We start from the raw sequence: 17,517 nt of genomic DNA on the forward strand, positions 1-17,517 counted from the left end.
TTCATTGTTCAGGCAAGAAATTTATTCCTGAAAAATCAGGAAAATATTTTAATGTAGAATTTAACAAAATAAAATACCCTTCCAAAAATTATTTGGAAGGGTATTTTTGTTATTGATAATTCGGTTAGAAATTTACTCCTATACTAAAGCTGACCCTTGGTTTTTCACCACCAGTAAAAAGGTTGAACTTAGCCGAAACTGCATCTGCCCCTGTGATCCAGAATCCGCCGCCGTAGTTATCGTGCCACTGGTTACTATCTTCTCCGTCAAGCCATACTCTTCCAACATCATAACCTGCAAAAATTCCAACCTGAAATGGAAGAAAAGAGGTTTTGAATTCATTAAAACTATAACGAAGATCATTTCCCCACGCAAAAGCACTTTCTCCAATAAACCTTTGCTCTCTGTATCCTCTAAGGCTTTCCAGGCCACCTAAAGAAGCTGCCTGATAAAATTCAAAATCATCCCCCATCAAAATCTCTGCATTAAAACGGGAGTGAAGAACCAGCTTCCGGTTTCTGACTACCGCCCTGTAAAACTCTAAAAAAGGATTGAAATAGGCGTAGATTTTATCGGTCTCTGCAGTATTCATTTTTCCCCCGGCCACGAATTCAAATTTTAATCCGTTTGTTGGATTTAAGATATCATCATAACTTTCATACCTGAACAAGCCTTCCAGACCGGCAAAATATTGTCTGTCAAAAATTTCGGCATTTTCGGGGAAGGCTTCAGAAATTAGCCTATCCGGAGTATCTTCAATTTGAACTCCTTCAAAAGAAGCCATAAGTTCATAATAACGACCAAACGGAGTCTTTTTGTTGATTCCCGTTTCTCCTCCTATCCTGCTTATTCTTACCCGGTTATAATCCTTACCTAATTCTTCTTCAGGATTAACCGTTTCATTCCCTATTCCGAAGAAATTTCGAGTGTAGCTGGGGTTGGTAAAATGTGCTCCAATAAGTAAATTAAAATCACCAAACACATGTGCAAATTCTCCCTGGTAACTAAGGTCAAAACTTTGAGTTGCGAAGTAATATCCACCCCTTATCCTGTGCTGGGCTGTAAAAGGATTTCTTCTAAAACCGTAGGTGGTATAATTCCCACTTATTCCTACTTGAAAACCATCATCAGGGTTATAACCTACCGCCGGTAAAATCGCACTTGTGGTGTAGATTCGACGATCCTTGTCAAAAACATTTACATCATATTTATCGGTAAAATTAAAGTCGGCCCCGTCATTGATCTCCACCGTATTTGGTAAAGATTTATGGTCATAAACCTTAATATTTTTGCCATTTTTGATCCTGTAGATGTCATTGTTTTGACCACCAATGATCCTGATCCTGATGTTTGCCGGTCCATTTCCTGCAACCTCAAAGATATCATCATCATCCAGTCCATAGATCCACATTTCTTTAGTGTAATTCCAATCGTAAGTTTTATCGCTGACAACATCAGCTTTTTCTCCATCTTTGATTCTGTGGACCGCAACACGGGTTTTACCTTCAGGAAGTCGTTGAATATCCAAATAGTCATCCTTATCGGTTGCTGAAATGATTGCGACCTTAGCAAAGTAATCATAATACCTACTGGCAATATCCACTAAATTGTCTCTTCTTCCTTTGAGGCTACTTATGATCTTATCTGTTGATTCCCCCATAGTTTCCTTCGGAAGCTTACTGAAGGCTTCTTCTATAACTTCATCTGTGATCTGCTCCTGAAGGAATTTCGCTTGCTGAAGCCACTCTTCCCGGCCTACATTCTGAATAAGACTTCTATCCAGCCCAACAGCTGCCGAATTAAACCATTCTATATTATTGATATTATCACTGTAAACTGCAAATTGATTGGCAAAACCTGTTAACCCTCTTAAGGTATTAAAGAAGGCTCCGTCGAAATTTGAGAACACCTGATCCCTATCGCGGGGAATAGGCTTAAAAAGATGATTTCCTTCTTCGTCTTCAAATTCTGCCCATCTCCACTGGTCCTCATGCCTGTCCCAATCTCCCACCAGCATATCAAACATTCGGGCTTTAATATATTCCGGTTCGTCCAGCTTATATTTCTCATCCCTTCGCAGGCGTTCGAAGACACCTGATGTACTTTCAATATCATGATTTGGACTGCCAAAGGTTTCATGATCTTTCCAACCTTCTTCGGGGCGCTCTACGATCATATATAACTCATCCCCGTATTCCCTGTTATAATCTCCCAGTGCTTTTTGCTTCGGAACATAAAACACCTGCGGATTCGTATGAAAAATTCCTGCTGCTTTTGATAATGTAGGGATCGCTAAAAAAGCATAAGGATGTGCAGACGTATAGAAATCTCTGATAATATCTTCCGCTAAGGTATTTTCAAATTTAGTCTCCACCGGTGTATCCTTGTAGGCAACGGTTTGAAGAAATTGCACAGCGCTTTTTTCCAAAGCTCTCATGTTATAATCCCTTCCTTCTTTATCCTTTAATCTTAAGGAGCGGGTTTGATGACCGCCACCGGCTCTTTCCACAGTAAGACCGCCATACAAAGTGTCAAGAACAGCTACAGGAGCTTCGACCAAAGTACCATAAAGGTCCCGGTACCGGTCTCCCCAAATGCTTTCATAGACTTCAGAAACGGTAGTATCCCGTGGCTCATAAACTGAAGCATAAACAGTAGATGGAAATGCGGTTGTTAAGGTATCAGTATTAAATGGGACCGGGGCTTTTATCACCTCTTTTTGATATAGCAATTTTGGTGTTTTATCTTCACTTCCGTAGAAGCTAACCCAGGAGGAACCATCCTCAAAAACATCAACAGTAGCAAAGCCCTGTCCGGAATAAGCAAATAATCCGTCATTCCTTAATCCTACATAAGATGCTTTCGAAGCAGATCCCGAGACTATTTGTTTTATATCCTCATGTTCTATATATTGAAGAGAATGATCATGTCCCGAAGCAAAGATCACATTCCCCCAGCGCCCGGCTATGGTTTCAATTCGTTTTCTCATCGCTTTGTAGCGCTCATTTTGAAGATCTGTACTGGTTACACCTCCGGTAGTTCTCAAAAAGTTGGCAATAGTTCCAAGAATAGGAAGGGGTAATTTTCTTTGAGTGGGAAAAAGGTGATTATTCAATGCAAATTTTCCTCCGTGTAGACCGTTGGTGTAAAGAGGGTGGTGAATAACGAAAATAACCGTCTTGGTCTGATTTTTCTTTAGTTCACTATCTATCTCCTGAAAAAATGCTTCCCGGGTTTTAATTTCGGCGCAATCGTCATTGATCTTTGGATTATCATCCCAATCTTCAAGAAACCATTGGGAGTCGGCTACCAACACCTGGATCTTATCACTCACTTCAATAGAAGCCAACCCGCATCCCGGTTCTGGATAGAAGACGTTATCCTGTTTTAGCTTTTCGCGCAGGTAATCGGCCTGGCGTTTAAGTCCCGGAAGTCCCTGTGCATACCAGTCATGATTCCCGGCTACGAAAAATAAATTACCATCATAATTTTCGACGGCATCAATTTGAGCATCAAGCCTGTATTCCATGAGTTCCCTTTCCGGGTGATCTTCAGCGACCAGGCCGGCAGGGTAAACGTTGTCTCCCAGGAAAATGGTGTAATTGCCTATTTGCTTTACTGAATCAATATATGTTTTGAAAGCCAGGAGCGCTTCTGATGATCCCCCCGGAGGAGAATATCCGCCATCACCTAATAAATAGAAGGATTTCTCAATATTCTTATCCTGGGGATACCCAAAGTCCTGAGTGGGTTCTCCATTAGCATATTTCACCTGATTAATTTTGGGGGAACAGCCTGTAAATACTGCAAATAAAGCTAGTGTTAGAAATATGTTATTTTTTTTCATGCAAAATTTGTAGGGGTATTTTTTTGTAATTTGGCGTTAAATCTAATTTCTACTAAATGACACCTCTTGTTGAGAAAACAGCAAATTTTGTTCAGGACTTATTCACTAAAGAACTTCCCAATACATTCATCTACCACAATTATAAACATACTCAGAGGGTAGTTAAAAGTAGTAAAGAATTAATTGAAAAATCTCAAATTAGTGTTAAACAGGAAGAGGCGCTCCTGCTTGCCGCATGGCTTCATGACACCGGCTATACCAGAAAATACGCAGGCCATGAAGAAGAAAGCGTGGAAATAGCAAAGGAGTGGTTACAGCAAAATGACGCCGATGCAGAAACTATTGAAACTGTTTCCCGTTGTATCCTTGCGACTCGTATGCATGCTGAACCCAGGGATATTTTGGAAGAAATCATTAAGGATGCCGATACCTCACATTTAGCTAAAGATTACTTTGAAGAAACCAGTGAATTCCTGCGCCAGGAACTCAAGCTATTAAAGATCAAGAACTTTAGTGATAGAGAATGGATCAAGCAGAATATCGACCTATTTACTACTAAACACGAATTCTACACAGATTACGCGCGGCAAAACTGGAAGGAACAAAAGGATAAGAACCTATATGAACTGCTGGAAGCTCAAGGAAAAGCAAGAAAAAAACTGGCCAAAGAAGAAGCAAAGGCAAGGTTAAAGGTTAAATATAAAGACAAGAGTCCGGACCGGGGAATACAAACCCTATTTAGGGTGACCATGAGAAACCATCTTAAACTCAGTGATATTGCCGATACTAAAGCAAACATCCTGCTTTCTGTAAATGCAATTATAATTTCTCTGGCCATCTCCAATTTGATCCCCGACCTTACTGCTCCGGTAGACGCGGGAACTACCGTAATGATCCCCACTTTTATTCTCATGATCTTTAGTGTGGCTTCTATCATTGGGGCAATAATGTCCACAAGACCAAATGTAACTTCAGGAGAATTTACGAAAGAACAGGTCAAAAACGGGGACGTGAATGTGCTTTTTTTCGGTAATTTTCACAGAATGCCTTATGATCAGTTTGAGTGGGCCATGCATGAGATCCTCAATAACCGGACAGATGTCTATGAATCTCTGATGAAAGATCTTTACATGCTGGGAATCGTCCTTAACCGGAAATATTATCTTCTAAGAATTACCTATACGGTCTTCATGATAGGAATTATCCTCAGTGTCCTGAGCTTTATTGTTACTTACTATCTGGTCTAAGACCTTTTCAAGATCTTCATAAGTGAAAATTTGTTCTGAGTGGTTTTCATCTTCGAGATGGTAAAGGATATTTACCCTTATCGCTTTAAGACCTATTACTCCCTGAACATCTTCCAATTCAAGTAATTCCACCTGGTCACCCAGGTATTTTTTAGCCTGCAAATATTTAATGTAGCGAAGGTACTCCCGCTCATCCCTCCTGTTGGAATAAATTATAGCAATTTTTCCCTTTTGAGTAATACGCTCTTCAGAACCTTTTACATTGGCCTTATCAATTCTTTTTTTGATGATCTCATACCTTGCATTATAAGTTCCATCAACATCGAATTGCTTTTCATCCATTCTGTATCTTATGGAAAGGGTACTGTTGTACACCAAAATAAGAGAAGCAGCCTCTAGTTTTAAAGGCATATTTTCCTGTATCTGATAGAACCTGTTTTCCATTTCGCACATGGTGGTGAGCTGCCATAATCGTAGGTTAAAAAGATAAACTTCATCAAAAGGCTTAATTCTACTATTTGTCAGCGATGCTCCAATATATATATTGTGCTCTACTCCGTCTGTCTTATATCTTTCAAAATAATGAGGATATATCTTTTGGGCATCCACCTGTTTTCGGTCGATATACCTGGCCATGGTACGATTGATCTGCTGCACCGCTTCATCATAATTCTTACGATGATTATAGATGATCCCGGTTTCTGAATTAATGTTCTTTCTGTAATCAGAAACCATATTTTTAAGCTGCGGAGTCTGCTTTTCAATGTGGTTCATTACAGGCTCGATTTCCCTCTGAAGCAGATTAAATACCTTTTGCTCACTTGAAGCATTAAGATTTTCTGAAAGCTCCTCTACAAATTCAGCTATTCTGAATTCTACCTGCTCATAAATGTTGAGCTTTTCGACTTCTTTAGCTTCACAGATGATCTTATTGATCTCTTGCAGTTGATCCAGAAGATCCTGCTGAATAGCTTCATTTCGTGCTTCCGAAGAAGCTACGATATCAATTTCACCATAAAGCGGAAAAACGTCAGGAAAAGTAATGTCTTTAAAGGATGCCAAACCATCCTCATCAAGATCCTTGATGAATTTCCTTGCTTCCTTCTCAAAGATCCAGAGCACGCTGGGATGAATCGAAGTACATTCGCTCTGGATCACAGCTTTGACCCTGTTTTCAAATTCTGTCCTGCTACGTTCTACTGCAGTTACAATAAAAGGAAGAATGTCCTCAAGTTTAGTAGCGTTAACACTGTTAAGCACATTCTTTTGATAGGAGATCAATTCCAGAACTCCCAGTAAAGTATCATTTTTGGCAATTGGAGCAATGATGGCACTTTTTGCATTTTCAGCTTTTAAAGAATCAGCTAAAAAATTGGTGGCAGTGTTCTTAGCAAAAAGATCCACATTTGGTATACTAAGGTTATGATGGTTGACCACCAGTTTTTGATAAGCATCTTCATCAAGAGCAGCCCGGCAGTCGATTTGCTTTTCGTTTCTCAACATGAAGCTGGGGGCCCTGTTGCCCATCATTTTTTCAAACGTGGAATCCTGCTCATTGTACATAGTGAACCCCACCCGTAACTTCGGAATCTGATAAATAGATTTGAAAATTTCTTCAAATTTCTCCATTTCCTCCCTTCCGGAAGTATTTTGCTGTAAAAGCGTGGTCTTTAGATCTGAAATAGCATCATCAACAGTGACATCTGTAAGAGAAATAATAGTAAAACCTTTGAAGATCCAACTTTTTCGTGGGAATTTTTCTTTCCACAGCTTTACATCCTCTATATTCTGAATAAGAAGGTCAACATCCTTTTCGGTAATTTCCTTGTGTCCTTTACCCGGATGTATCTCTACAAAATCTGAATTGAGGTCAATCCGGAAATGTCTCAAAATGCCGTTGGAATCGGGAATATCGTAGTACAGTGGCCTTGAAAAATCAATGTCGTAACCATAATATGTATTCAGAATAAGAATGCAGCCGAAAATATAATCCAGGTCTTCATCAAGATTCCTCATAGACAGGGAAAAATCCTCTCCTGCACAGGCCAGGATCTCCCTGAATTTTTTTGTTGAATTAAAGATTATATTATGAAAAGGTATAGAAATAGCCTTGATCTGGTTTTCCGAAAGTATCTCCGGAAAAAGATCTTTCATCAGGATCCTTATTGGATCTTTCAACTTTACCAGATCTTCGGTGTTTTCAATACCATCTGTCAATGCCGGGAATGAAGAAATATATTCCAGAACCTTTCCAATGTACTCCCTGGAAATATTGCTGGGCTCTGTCTCCAGCTGCTTTTTATATTGCTCGACAACCTTTTGAAAACTTATCTTAAGATCAAGAGGAAATTCTTTTTGTTGCTTCATATGTTAAAATTAATCGATTTTAGTACCAAGCCTGCTCCCCTTCCATATATTAACAATTATTTATATTATAATTCCCTACAGGTGATAAAGGATAATTATTTTTGTGAAAAATGTAAATAATGATACGTAAGATTTTATTAGTTGCTCTAATTGCCCTTTTAGGCGCCTGCGAAGATTCCAGCAATAATGGTTACTATATAAGCGGGACAGTAAACAATGCAACAGAAGGTCAGCAAATTATAGTTTCCGAACTTAATGACACTAACACTCAGGCTATACCAATAGATACAGCTGTGGTGAAAGACGGTAAATTCGAACTTGACCTTCCTGAAAAAGATAACCCTACAATAAGTTTCTTAAACCTTGAAGGTACCCGCGGTAATATCCTTTTTATAGCAGACAATACTCCTATTTCCTTTGAAGTTTATCCGGACAGTTTGTTTGCTTCAGAGGTTACCGGCGGAAAGGATAATGAAGTTCTTTATACCTATTTAAAGGATGTGAGGAATAGCAATTCCCGTATGACCGAAACCAGAAATTCCATGCGTGCAGCTTTCCAGGCTCAGGATACTGCAACTTTAAAAACTCTGGAAGATAATCAGAAGGAATCTTTTGAAATGGATAAGAATAATAGAAAAGAGCTCATAAAGAATAACCCCGGTTCCATAGTGTCCATTATGATCCTACAGGATATGTTGAATACAAAAGCTTATTCTTCTTCAGAAATGAAGTCTCTTTATGAACAGTTAGATCCTGAAGTGCAACAAACTTCACTTGCTCAAACTTTTAAATCAAGCCTCGATAGAATGAGTAAAACCGATATAGGAAGCCCGGCGCCCAATTTTAGTGCACCTACTCCTGAAGGTAAGGAACTTGCTTTAAAAGATGCATTAGGAAAGGTGACCCTGGTAGATTTCTGGGCTGCCTGGTGTCGCCCCTGCAGAATGGAAAATCCAAATATTGTAAAGGTTTATAATGAATATCATGATAAAGGTTTCAATATCATTCAGGTGTCACTTGATCGGCCAGGTCAAAAAGATAAATGGGTACAAGCTATTGAGGAAGATAACCTTGGCCAGTGGAATCACGTTTCTAACCTAATGTTTTGGCAGGACCCTATTGCTGCAGAATATGGAATCAGAGCAATCCCTGCTGCCTTTTTATTGGATGAAGACGGCAAGATCATTGCAAAAGATCTAAGAGGACCTGCTTTGGGGCAAAAAGTTGGTGAATTACTGGATTAAAAGAAACTATAACAGATCAACAAAAAAGGTGCTTTTCAGCACCTTTTTTTATTCATCCTTTATCAATCCTATTTAAGCAGGAAGTCTACATTTACCTTCACCCTTACCTCCATCTCTCCCGGAGCGATAGTTTCCTGTTCTGAACTATCCTGTTTCATTTCCATCACCCTATACACCGGCTGATAATGATCGGTCTGTATTTCTGAAATTCTAATTGCTTTTCCGATTTCCTGTCCCAAAGCTTCAGCGTATTCCTTTGCTTTCATTTGTGCGTCAAGAACAGCCTTCTTCCTGGCTTCAGATTGTAATTCCTCTTTTTTGGAAGTCATAAATTCAATTCCGTCGATCCTGTTCAAACCTGAATTTAATAATCCACTCATGATGTCTTCGTACTTCTTCAAATCCTGAAGCTCAATTGAAATAGCCTGGTTGGCCGAATAAAAAGTATCCTTAGTGTTGTAGTTAAATTCCTTATTTAGTCGAATATACTCGGTTTGAATATTTTCCGAAGCTATTCCCTGGGATTTTAGATACCTGATCACATCATTTACAACGTTATCATTCTGCTTTTTTACTTCTACGGCAGACTTGCCGGTATGCTCAATTCGTGAGTTGATCAAAACCTTATCCGGGATAATATTTACGGTACCCGTTCCTATTACCGATACAGTATTCTGTTCTTCCTGTGCAAAGGTGGCGGCTCCCATGAGCATCACCAGTAGTAGCAATATTCTTTTCATAAAATGGTTGTTTAGCAGCTGTGATTCAATTTCAATGCCAATGTCAGATTTTCCCTGTTTTTTGTAGGAAAAATAACAAGATGATCGGAATTGCCAATAGAATGACCATAAAGAGATTGGTCACAAACAAAGCGGGAATAAAGATAAGAGTAAGTAAATAACCTCCCACGGCACCTCCAAAATGAGCATCATGCCCAATGTTCCCCAGTTGTCTTTTCATTCCGTAGATAGAGTACAACATATAACCTATCCCAAAAATGTATGCAGGAATAGGAATGGGAATAAAGAACAGGTACAGGCTCATATCCGGATAAAGTAATATGGCGGCATAAATGATCCCCGAAACTGCCCCACTCGCTCCTACAGCATTATAGTGTGGTTCATCTTTATGAAAGTAATAGGATAACAAATTACCTATCAAGAGGCTGGCCAGGTAGATGATAATGAATTTTAAGCTCCCAAAAATGGCAATAACCACATCGGCAAAGAAGTATAGGGTAAGCATATTAAGGAAGAGATGAGCAGTATCCACATGCAAAAATCCTGAAGAAAAGATCCTTATCTTTTCTCCTCTCTTTACCGCGGCAGAATTAAATTTATATTTTTCAAAGAATGCTCTGTCATTAAATCCTTTAAAAGAAATGATCACATTGGCAGCTATGATGACGATAGTTACCAGGTTTAAATCTCCCATGTATGCTTAAGTTTAGTGCCAAATATACCATATATTTGCCTAAATTATTTTTCCATGCAGCGTTTAGTTTTCTGGCTGGTCTACCCTTTTCTCCTTCTTATTTCCATACTCCCGTTTAAGCTGTTCTATGCCTTTTCAGATTTAGTATATGTAATAGTTTATTATGTTGCCGGTTACAGAAAGCAAACGGTAAGAGAAAACCTAAAGCTGGTTTTTCCCGGCAAACCTGATGCTGAAATCAATCAAATCACTAAAGATTTTTACCACCACATGGTAGATATGTTTCTGGAAATGGTGAAGAGTATCTCCATACCCAATGACGAGCTGAAGAAGCGTTTTGCCTTTGCCAATATTGAAGAGGTCCACAAAATTAGAGAAATGGACAAAAGCATTCTTCTTGCATGCGGGCATTATGCGAGCTATGAATGGATGAATGCCCTGCAGCTTTACGGACTCGACTATCGTGGTTTCGGAGTTTATAAGAAGATCAAAAATCGCTTTTTTGATCAAATGGCTAAAGATATCAGAGGCAGGTATAATGGAGTGCTGATTCCCACCACCAAAGCCACAAAAACAATCATTGCAAATGAGAAATCCGGAATACGCGGGGTGTATGCCATGATCGCCGATCAATCCCCAAAATTAGACAGGGCAAAAGCCTGGACAGATTTTATGGGAATTCAGGTGCCGGTCTTTACCGGATTGGAAAACTTATCGAGATCCCTGGATATGCCGGTGATCTATCTGCATGTTGAAAAAGTAAAAAGAGGCCATTATTTAGCCTCTTTTAAAACGCTTTCTTATGCACCGGGGAAAGAACCGGAATATTTCATTACCAAAAGATATTTTGAAGAACTGGAAGCCCAGATCAAAAAAGATCCTCAGTATTATTTATGGACGCATAAAAGATGGAAACACCAAAATGCTCCTATTTCTAAAAATGCTGTAGTTATTAAACGAGATTAGCTATTTTTTTTATCTCCCCGATCATTTGCTCTGCTACTTCATCGGCCTTTTCCTGGGACTTAGCTTCGGTGTAAATTCTAATAATGGGTTCTGTATTGGATTTTCTCAAATGCACCCAATGTTCAGGGAAATCAATCTTTACTCCATCAATGGTCGACACTTCTTCTTCGGAATATTTTGCTTCAACTTTTTGAAGTATATCATCCACATTAAGTTGTGGGGTGAGTTCAATTTTATTCTTACTCATAAAGTAGGATGGATAGGTCTTCCGAAGCTCTGAAACCTTCATTTTCTTTTCTGCCAAAAAGGTTAAAAATAAAGCTACTCCCACCAGGCTGTCGCGACCGTAATGAAGTTCCGGATATATGATCCCGCCATTGCCTTCACCTCCTATTATGGCATTAGTATCCTTCATGAGCTGCACGACATTCACTTCTCCTACTGCACTAGCTTCATAGCTGCCTCCGTGCTTTTGGGTAACATCTCTCAAAGCCCTGGAGGAAGAAAGATTGCTCACCGTATTTCCAGGGGTTTTGCTCAATACATAATCTGCACAGGCCACCAAGGTATATTCTTCCCCAAACATTTCCCCGTCTTCACTTATAAATGCTAAACGATCTACATCGGGGTCCACAACCACTCCAAGATCGGCCTTTTCCCGCTTTACAAGCTCGCAAATTTCTGTTAGATGTTCTTTTAGAGGTTCGGGATTATGTGGAAAATGCCCTGTTGGTTCACAGTACAATTCGATCACATTTACTCCCAGTCTTTTCAATAATTTCGGAATGGCAATCCCTCCTGTAGAATTCACTCCGTCCACCGCAACTGTAAAATTAGCTTCAGCTATTTTTTTTGCATCCACCAGTGGAAGCATTACTACCTCCTCAATATGTGTGTCGATGTAATGATCAACCCTTTCTATTTTTCCCAAAGCGTCAACTTCAGCAAAAGTAAAATCTGCCTTTTCTGCCATTTCCAAAATTTGGGCACCTTCGTCCCCGTTTAAGAATTCTCCTTTTTCATTTAGCAGTTTTAAAGCATTCCATTGTTTAGGATTATGACTTGCTGTAAGGATAATTCCACCGTCGGCTTTTTCCAAAGGCACGGCAACTTCCACTGTGGGTGTCGTAGAGAGATCCAGGTCTATCACATCTATTCCCAATCCAATTAAAGTGTTCATTACCAGCTGCTGGATCATGGAGCCGGAGATTCTGGCATCCCGACCCACGACCACCTTCAGTTTTCCTTTTTTACTGCTGTTTTTAAGCCAGCTTCCGTAAGAGGAGGCAAATTTAACAGCATCTATCGGGGTAAGGTTTTCTGAAGGTTTTCCTCCAATGGTTCCGCGTATTCCTGAAATCGATTTTATTAAGGTCATAAGTTTTTCTAAAGGTTGTTCTAAAATGTCATTTTTGACGCCTCTTCTTCCGTAGAAATCTAAACTACAAAAACAGAAGCGCGGCAAAGATACAGCCCTTCTACAGCAGTCCCAAACCTTAACAAAAAATAAACACTCAGAAAGCTTATCTTAGCCTGCATGAATTTTCTTGCGCATATATATTTATCCGGTGACAATGAAGAATTGATCCTGGGAAATTTTATTGCCGATTCTATAAAAGGGAAAAAATATTTAAATTATCCCCCCGGAATTCAAAAAGGTATTTTACTACACCGCAGAATAGATCATTTTACAGACACACATCCCATAGTTAGAAGAAGTTCTTCAAAGCTCCATAAAAATTACAGTCATTACGCGGGGGTAATTGTCGATATTTTTTACGATCATTTTTTGGCTTCTAATTGGGAAGAATATTCTAATGTGCCCTTAGAAAATTTCGTTGCAGACTTCTATATCCTTCTCAAAAAGAATTTTGACCTCCTGCCCACTCCTATTCAAAGTTTCCTGCCCTACATGGTTGCAGAGAATTGGTTGCTAAGCTACGCAAGTATAGATGGCATTAGCAGGATCCTGTACCAGATGAACATACGTACAAAAAATATTGTTCAAATGGACAAGGCTGTAAATGAACTGCGGGAACATTATTCTGAATTCGAAAAAGACTTTTCCGAATTCTTTCCCATCCTTAAAAATTTCTCTGCTGAAAAAATTAAGCTTCTTTAGTTACTGAGTTTCTTTTCTCTTAAAGATATTCTGATGTGGAGTAGTCAAATTTTAAAAAAACTTCCCGATTATTCTAATAGGTATTCCATTTATTGAAATAAAAATTGATTGCTTGCCAAAAAACTGATAATAGAACATTTTTTTTATAATTAGAAAATTATTCATAATAACACCTAAAATTCAGAGCTCTAAACTCCTCCGAAAATAAAATTGGACGGTAATAAATTCAGGAAAATCCAAAGTCAGGAAAATATCTGAATTTTAAGACTATCTCCCGGTATTCCAAACAATTGTCAAATCATAAAATACTTTTGGTAACCTGTGGGTAGGATTATAAAGTCAGCAAAATTACAGGAAGCATTTTTTTTTATACAGAGGAGTAAAATTACTGAAGCTTCACTAAATCTATTTTTCTCCTGAAAGGCCTTTTTTGAGGAATTCCACACTTCGAAGGTCCACAGTGTGGAAAAATTACACACCAATTTAATAACCTTCCGGTGGTCCAAATATGGGTTGTATTTTCTGAAATCTAAGATACTAGCATAAAAAAAACCCGGCTCTGCAGCCGGGTTATTATCTCAAAGGGAATTGTTTCTATTTGTAGTACCAATATCCAGATCTTGTTACTACTTCTCTCCAGCCATACACTCTGTGATAGTAGTACCAGGCATCATTGTGTCTCAAAACAGTAATTCCATAGATCACATAACTTTGACCATTCACATATACCGGCTCGGTTGTAGAAGATCCCCCGCTATATGGATACATATTATTAATTCCTGTTTTGTCTCCTGTTGAAAGGCCTGTTCTCTGAACATTAAAAGTACTTCCGTCTTTCTTTACCATTGTTGGTTTCCCATTAGATGAGAAAGAGTAGGAACCATACATCATTAAAGAACCAAAATCAAGGGAGGAAGTATATTCCTTTCCGTCCATCCCCTGCTGGGAATAAGTGTGAAAATTGTGTTCTCTTCCACTCTGAATATTATCATAATTAATGGTAATAAAGTTTCCGCGATCCACACGGCTCTGCTCGTGCCATAGCCCTACAGCATGACCTATTTCATGGATAGTATTTCCGGTAGAACAGCTGGAAGAAAGGGTGATATTCTGCTTGCCGCCAATCATTCCAACATAAGAAGAACATCCTGATCCAGAAACAAAATATATATAATTTGACTGAGAAGTTCTTTGGACAAATTTTAAGTTAGTGTTTGATTCCCAGTGTCTTATCGCGTCATGCACTCTGTTTTGATCGCTGAGGTTACCGTCTATGGCATAATAAACGGTGTTATTTGGCCATCGGCCCGAGGTACGGCCCACACTTTTATTAGTTGATGGGGTTTCATCTTTTTCGAAGACCACTTTCACCTCTTCCTTGCTTACCATATCGGGTGGTAAAAGGATATCTCCCTGGTATACGTATTCTCCGTTGAATTCTTCTACAGGAAGCTTTTGTCCTGCAAAATAAACTTCAGCTACTCTTCCGGCATCCGGAGAAGCTAATTCTATATTTTCCTCGTTAACAGCAATTTCGGTTAACTCTGCATTGTCTATTTCTTCTAATTCATTCGGATTGTCTTTGCTACAGGAAGCAAAAAGAGCAATTGCAGGAAGAATATAAGCGAATTTTAAATTTTTCATAAGTAGGTTTTTTGCTTTTTCCAACACTAATGCTTTGGGTTCTTCAGTGTTTTTTGTCTTTTTAATTGTTTCGATGACGTTCAGTTTTTCGTTAAATAAAAGCTTTTAAAAACAAAAGAAAATCTTAATTTCTTTATATCTGCTGTTACCTTTGTAATAACTGTGCCAAAATAGATTTTAATAATAATTTAACTTAGTAGGTGGGGTCCGGAGGTTAGAAAAAATACTGTCTGTTTTGTTTGTCCTGATTTTTAATTTTTACTATTAACAATAAAAAAATAGAATGTCGACTTCTATAACAGAGATGTAAAAATATAAATTAATATTATTTTAATAGTATTTTTGAAAACTTTAACACTCTGAAAATTAAATATTTACGGAGGAAATTTCCTACATGAGGTTTTAAAAAATCCCCTCAAGTAGCGCCAGTGCTTATGGGAATAAGGTATAAAAAGAATATTTTTAACGATAAATTCAGTGGATTTTAATCATGTCTTTGAACAGATAAAGTATCGTCATTATCGAATAAGTTTAAAAAGTATTTGTAGGAAGGACAACTTGGGGTGTTTTTAAAATATTATTTAATCGTACCTGTCTTCGCAAATCCCGTTTCATAATTTCCCTTCAAACGCCTGGATAAATTTTTAATATAATTTTATAATGTCTGGCTAATCCTCCGAAGCTAAAAATACCATTAGAAATTTTACATTTTTAACGCATAAAAAAAGCTGCCCTTTTTGGGCAGCTTTAAAACATTTGGTTGCTGAATTAAATTAATCTGGAGTTCCTATCGGAGCTGTACAATTAACTATGTCAACCTTAACATAGATAGGATAGGAATATTCGAAATCGTCAAATGTATTTGAGATTGGGTCAAGTTGGCTTCCCTCTGCAACATTTGTGTTGCAAATAGATTCCCAACAAGTAGAACTCATTACATCACTTTCATTTGGACGAACCTCAATTCCATAGGCAGTGATTCTATCATCAGCAAATTCGCCATCAAGAATAACTGTTACCACTGTTCCACTAAGGGAAACAGTAACATCACCAAAAGGCTCATCTCCATTTAATCCACCGATTAATTGAAGTTCAGCATCAGAATTCACTTCCACCCATCCATTATTAGATGCGTCAAGCGAAGCATAGTAGCAATCTGCCGGTAAGGATACTCCGGTATCAAGAGCACATGCTGCGGGAAGATTTTCACATCCTTCTCCGGTAGTTGGATCCTCACATCCATCATTATCTTCGTCTACAACAGGATTTTCATTTGGACATGCATCAATTCCATCATAAATTCCGTCACCATCGGTATCTATAGGACATCCGTTAGCATCTACAATTGCACCTGAAGGAGTATCAGGACAATTATCGCTACCATCCAGTACGCCATCACCATCGGCATCTCCTTCTACAGGACAACCATCGTTATCTGCAGGACCGGCTTCATTTGGACAAGCGTCAATTCCATCATAAACTCCGTCATTGTCTGAATCAATTGGACATCCATTTGCATCTACAGTAGCACCTGAAGGAGTATCAGGACAATCATCATCTCCGTCTAAAACTCCGTCTCCGTCAGAATCAGTATCTCCATTTTCAGGACATCCGTTATTGCTGGCAGGACCGGCTTCATTTGGACAGTTATCATTTTCATCAATAACTCCGTCTCCATCCGAATCCACGGGTTGGTCATCACCACATCCAAATCTAAAATGTTCATATTCTACATTATCATCACCATCAAAATTAGCCATGATCTCAGCTCTGCTTAAGCTTCCGGTGATCACCATTTGCTCAACATCACCATAGGCATCTTCATCTTCAGTCCAGTCAAGAAGAGTTAGCGTATAATCGATATATTCTTCATTATCCTCGTAATCTTCAAGATTTGGAAGTGCAAAACATAATGCTTCGGCAAAAAGATCACCATCATCGTTTCTTCCTGTAGTATTGACCACATCTTCGTAAATGGTATTTCCATCAATAGAAATATCTACAGAGTATCTTGCAGGGAAATGTCTTCCTTCAGGAGTACAGTAGTTTGCAAAGAAGCAAAATTCAAAGGCTTCGTTGATATCTAATTCAAAGAATTGGTATCCATAAAGGTTAACATCTCTGTCATCATAACATAGTACAGATACATCAACATATTTTTTAACACCGGCACCCAATTCAATAGCTAGTGGTAGAGAATTATCTACAAAAGCTGCAAGAGCACCTCCACGAGGGGCTAACCAGAGCAGGTCTCCATCTGCATCATAAACCGAAAAGTGGTTTAAGGAGTAGTTACCTGGAGTAAGTTCAAGAGCTTCATCCTCTTCTGTAAACACCTGGCCGGCAACAAGATCAACACGATATGGATCTGCTGCAGTTCCTACTACTTCGTTGTCTCCCTGCATCAGCACGATCTCTACATAAGCCGGAGCGTCGTCTGAACAGACCGGCATGTCTTCAATAGCTGATTGCTTTTCTGTCGACTTGGCTGCCAGGTCTGCTACTATAGCTCCAAAAGAGAGCGTAGCTTTATCTGAATCGGTCGCATTGGAGCCTTCATCTTTGCTACATGAGGTAAATAGCAACGCGAAGATTGCTATAAAGCTCAGGTAAATTTTAATTTTTTTCATAATAAATAATTTTGAT

General features: G+C 38.8%; 11 protein-coding genes. 4 read left to right on the top strand and 7 right to left on the bottom strand.

The features are described 5' to 3' along the window. Positions 1-124: 124 nt before the first annotated feature. A complete protein-coding gene (locus CRO16_RS09475; protein WP_317042523.1) occupies positions 125-3,772 on the bottom strand; it encodes a metallophosphoesterase in 3,648 nt (1,215 codons plus the stop codon). A 131-nt stretch (positions 3,773-3,903) separates the two neighbouring features. Here CRO16_RS09475 and CRO16_RS09480 point away from each other — a divergent pair, with 131 nt between their 5' ends. Beyond that, the gene (locus CRO16_RS09480; protein ID WP_097056143.1) at positions 3,904-5,094 is read left to right on the top strand and encodes a Pycsar system effector family protein; all 1,191 of its coding nucleotides are present in this window, start codon (positions 3,904-3,906) and stop codon (positions 5,092-5,094) included. Here CRO16_RS09480 and CRO16_RS09485 read toward each other — a convergent pair. Next, the gene (locus CRO16_RS09485; protein ID WP_245858977.1) at positions 5,014-7,461 is read right to left on the bottom strand and encodes a GAF domain-containing protein; all 2,448 of its coding nucleotides are present in this window, start codon (positions 7,459-7,461) and stop codon (positions 5,014-5,016) included. The two genes, CRO16_RS09480 and CRO16_RS09485, sit on opposite strands and share 81 nt — an antisense overlap. Before the next feature lie 119 nt (positions 7,462-7,580). Here CRO16_RS09485 and CRO16_RS09490 point away from each other — a divergent pair, with 119 nt between their 5' ends. Beyond that, positions 7,581-8,705, top strand: a complete 1,125-nt coding sequence (locus CRO16_RS09490) for a TlpA disulfide reductase family protein (protein WP_097056144.1) — start codon at positions 7,581-7,583, stop codon at positions 8,703-8,705. 68 nt (positions 8,706-8,773) lie between these two features. Here CRO16_RS09490 and CRO16_RS09495 read toward each other — a convergent pair whose 3' ends face one another. Both CRO16_RS09495 and CRO16_RS09500 read right to left on the bottom strand, forming a co-directional pair. Then, complete coding sequence (locus CRO16_RS09495; RefSeq protein ID WP_097056145.1) at positions 8,774-9,445, bottom strand: SIMPL domain-containing protein; 672 nt, start codon at positions 9,443-9,445, stop codon at positions 8,774-8,776. Between the two features lie 43 nt (positions 9,446-9,488). Next, the gene (locus CRO16_RS09500; RefSeq protein WP_097056146.1) at positions 9,489-10,139 is read right to left on the bottom strand and encodes a rhomboid family intramembrane serine protease; all 651 of its coding nucleotides are present in this window, start codon (positions 10,137-10,139) and stop codon (positions 9,489-9,491) included. A 54-nt stretch (positions 10,140-10,193) separates the two neighbouring features. On the opposite strand from CRO16_RS09500, the gene CRO16_RS09505 reads away from it, so the two are divergent. Then, the gene (locus CRO16_RS09505) at positions 10,194-11,105 is read left to right on the top strand and encodes a lysophospholipid acyltransferase family protein (protein ID WP_097056147.1); all 912 of its coding nucleotides are present in this window, start codon (positions 10,194-10,196) and stop codon (positions 11,103-11,105) included. Here CRO16_RS09505 and glmM read toward each other — a convergent pair. Next, a complete protein-coding gene (gene glmM, locus CRO16_RS09510; protein WP_097056148.1) occupies positions 11,092-12,483 on the bottom strand; it encodes a phosphoglucosamine mutase in 1,392 nt (463 codons plus the stop codon). The genes CRO16_RS09505 and glmM overlap by 14 nt on opposite strands. 159 nt (positions 12,484-12,642) lie before the next feature. On the opposite strand from glmM, the gene CRO16_RS09515 reads away from it, so the two are divergent. After that, a complete protein-coding gene (locus CRO16_RS09515) occupies positions 12,643-13,227 on the top strand; it encodes an acyl carrier protein phosphodiesterase (RefSeq protein WP_097056149.1) in 585 nt (194 codons plus the stop codon). Positions 13,228-13,821: 594 nt separating this feature from the next. On the opposite strand, the gene CRO16_RS09520 is transcribed toward CRO16_RS09515, so the two are convergent. Continuing rightward, positions 13,822-14,871: a M12 family metallopeptidase gene (locus tag CRO16_RS09520; RefSeq protein WP_097056447.1), complete on the bottom strand. Its 1,050-nt coding sequence runs from the start codon at positions 14,869-14,871 to the stop codon at positions 13,822-13,824. Between the two features lie 773 nt (positions 14,872-15,644). Beyond that, complete coding sequence (locus tag CRO16_RS16420; protein WP_317042525.1) at positions 15,645-17,501, bottom strand: thrombospondin type 3 repeat-containing protein; 1,857 nt, start codon at positions 17,499-17,501, stop codon at positions 15,645-15,647. Between the last annotated feature and the right edge of the window lie 16 nt (positions 17,502-17,517).

This window comes from Salinimicrobium sediminis, assembly GCF_900215295.1.
Lineage (GTDB): Bacteria > Bacteroidota > Bacteroidia > Flavobacteriales > Flavobacteriaceae > Salinimicrobium > Salinimicrobium sediminis.

Coding starts and splice junctions, on each gene's coding strand:
- CRO16_RS16420 (WP_317042525.1), bottom strand. CDS start 17,501: ATGAAAAAAATTAAAATTTACCTGAGCTTTATAGCAATCTTCGCGTTG.
- CRO16_RS09505 (WP_097056147.1), top strand. CDS start 10,194: ATGCAGCGTTTAGTTTTCTGGCTGGTCTACCCTTTTCTCCTTCTTATT.
- CRO16_RS09480 (WP_097056143.1), top strand. CDS start 3,904: ATGACACCTCTTGTTGAGAAAACAGCAAATTTTGTTCAGGACTTATTC.
- CRO16_RS09520 (WP_097056447.1), bottom strand. CDS start 14,871: ATGAAAAATTTAAAATTCGCTTATATTCTTCCTGCAATTGCTCTTTTT.
- CRO16_RS09490 (WP_097056144.1), top strand. CDS start 7,581: ATGATACGTAAGATTTTATTAGTTGCTCTAATTGCCCTTTTAGGCGCC.
- glmM (WP_097056148.1), bottom strand. CDS start 12,483: ATGACCTTAATAAAATCGATTTCAGGAATACGCGGAACCATTGGAGGA.
- CRO16_RS09495 (WP_097056145.1), bottom strand. CDS start 9,445: ATGAAAAGAATATTGCTACTACTGGTGATGCTCATGGGAGCCGCCACC.
- CRO16_RS09485 (WP_245858977.1), bottom strand. CDS start 7,461: ATGAAGCAACAAAAAGAATTTCCTCTTGATCTTAAGATAAGTTTTCAA.
- CRO16_RS09515 (WP_097056149.1), top strand. CDS start 12,643: ATGAATTTTCTTGCGCATATATATTTATCCGGTGACAATGAAGAATTG.
- CRO16_RS09500 (WP_097056146.1), bottom strand. CDS start 10,139: ATGGGAGATTTAAACCTGGTAACTATCGTCATCATAGCTGCCAATGTG.